The 2,229-nt window shown below is 43.8% G+C and carries 2 protein-coding genes; both read right to left on the reverse strand.

Features of this window, described 5'->3' with window-relative positions:
* Window positions 1-67 precede the first annotated feature (67 nt).
* Entirely contained in the window at window positions 68-1,231 is a 1,164-nt protein-coding gene (locus tag QZZ41_RS15350; protein ID WP_295074174.1) for an ABC transporter permease, read from the reverse strand.
* Window positions 1,232-1,233: 2 nt separating this feature from the next.
* Window positions 1,234-2,013 carry an ABC transporter ATP-binding protein gene (locus QZZ41_RS15355; RefSeq protein ID WP_295074176.1) on the reverse strand — a complete coding sequence of 260 codons (780 nt, stop codon included), beginning with the start codon at window positions 2,011-2,013 and terminating at the stop codon, window positions 1,234-1,236.
* Between the last annotated feature and the right edge of the window lie 216 nt (window positions 2,014-2,229).

Below are 2,229 nucleotides of genomic sequence, written 5' to 3' on the forward strand. Positions count from 1 at the left end.
CATGTCTTTTGTACGCAAAAGTTTTTGGGCGTACAATGTGCGCCCTTATTTCTCAGTATTCCGGTTATCAGCCGTTAACTATCTTTTCTCTGTTGAAGAGTCTGCCAACGATGAATATTCCGAGAACAGCAGCCGTTAAGTTGACTACGACTGTCAGAGTTACGCTTGCAGCTGTATATTCTGTCTTTATAACGTCCTGAAGCGTTTTTATCGAGTTCCATACAGGTATCATGTAATTCTTTGTGCCAAAACCCTCAATCTTCTTATTAAAGTTTTCGCTTGTACTGAGAAGCAAGGGGATCATAATAGCGAACAGAAGTATAGGCGAAAGAGTTGTTGCCTGCTTTACGTCCTTTGCAAGTGTTGAGATTATGAGCAGCAATGCTACGAGCACAAATGAACCCGTAACTACTGCGGCAAAGAGCATAACGTACTCAGATACGCTGTATGAAGCATTCTCTGTCATTTCCATAGACTTTGAAAGCTTCGGGAGAGATACTGCCATTCCGATACATGCTGAGATACTTGCGATTATGGATACAACAAGTATTGAAAGCGACTTTCCTGCTGCGATGTGTCCGCGCTTTACGGGAGTGACCAGCAGAGTGTTGAGGAAGCCCTTTTCCTTGTCTCCCGCGATGGAGTTTGCGGCAATACTCATACATACCATGTATACAGCCATGAATATCATAAGAGGAATGATACCGCTGAGAAAATCCTTTACGAGAGATACGCTGTCGAACAGATTGTACTCCTTTTCAGCAGACTCGTTGAATGTGAATACACGGGGCTGCATAGTTGTAAACAGAACCGTTGTCTTGGAAAAGAGCTCCATTGAGTTGTTCTTCTCCGAATTGTAGTATACATCGATATTTGAAAGATCAGCTGAACCCGGCTCTGACATTTTGAAATCATCGGGGAAAACCATAAGGAGGTCTACATCCTTATCTGTCACCTGCTTTTTCAGCTTTTCGATATCATTATCGGGTGCGGGCTTGATCCTGAGCTCGGAAAGCACATCATTGAACGCTTCGGGAGCATTCATGCTGTATGCAACGACCGGCTTTTCAAGTTCTTCCTTCGACTCCTTCTGTGAATCGATCGTCGTTGTCATAAGCATACCATATCCGAAAACTATAACGAAAGGAAGGAGGATCATCTGTAAACGAACGACCTTATCGCCGAAAAATGCCCTTAGTTCCTTTTTTGCAACTGTAATAATATCTCTCATGGTCATACCTCTCCCTTTTTGCTCATATATTCAGTATAAATATCGTAGAATGCGTCTTCAAGAGGCCGTCCCTGCATGAGATTCTCAAGTGTATCGTCAACAACGATCTTACCGTCCATTATCATGGCTGCACGGTCACAGACCTTTTCAACAAGGTCAAAGAGGTGAGTGGATATGATAACGCACTTTCCCGCTTTTTTCATATTGAGTATGAAATCGCGCACCTCGCGTGCCGCAATGATATCGAGGCCGTTGGTGGGCTCGTCAAAAATAACGAACTTAGGGTCGTGTATTACCGAGTTTACCAGTGATACCTTCTGCCTCTGTCCCTGTGAGAGCTTTGAGATCATGGTATCCGCAAACTTATCAATGCCGAACTCTGCAAAGAGCTCTTTTTTGCGCTTTGCTGCTTCATCAGCGGGAACGTGGTAAAGCTCGGCAAAAAAGTCGTACATTAAGTTAGGAGTAGACTTCATATCGGGCTTGAGGTCTGTGGTGAGGAAAGCGAGCTGCGAGCGCACCGCCTCAGGCGTTTTTACTGCACTGATATCGTTGTAAAGTGCGTCGCCGCTGTTTGGTTTGATAAGTGTGGCCAGCATACGCATGGTTGTGGTCTTGCCGGCTCCGTTAGGACCGATGAGTCCGAATACTTCGCCTGACTTAGCGGTAAAGCTTACACCGTCAACAGCGACCTTCTGCCTGTCCTTGATACCCAGCGATTTACGTTGTTTTTCGCTTATCTGGAATGTTTTTACGAGATTTTCTGCTTTCAGGATTTCCATAGTATCCTCCTTATATCATTTATTTGCAGTGCTTTGTTAATTATATCACATATGTATCTCATTGTCAATGATCACGGCGGGGCTATCCGATATGAAATCTCTGTATTACAGCCTTTACTGTGTTTCACCGTCCTTATTCCATCAGACAGATGTAAAGAAAAGGTCAGGAAAACAGTAAATAAAAGGTAAAGTTTATGCAAATAAAGCTTTCTCTGA

This window comes from Ruminococcus sp. (assembly GCF_016283395.1).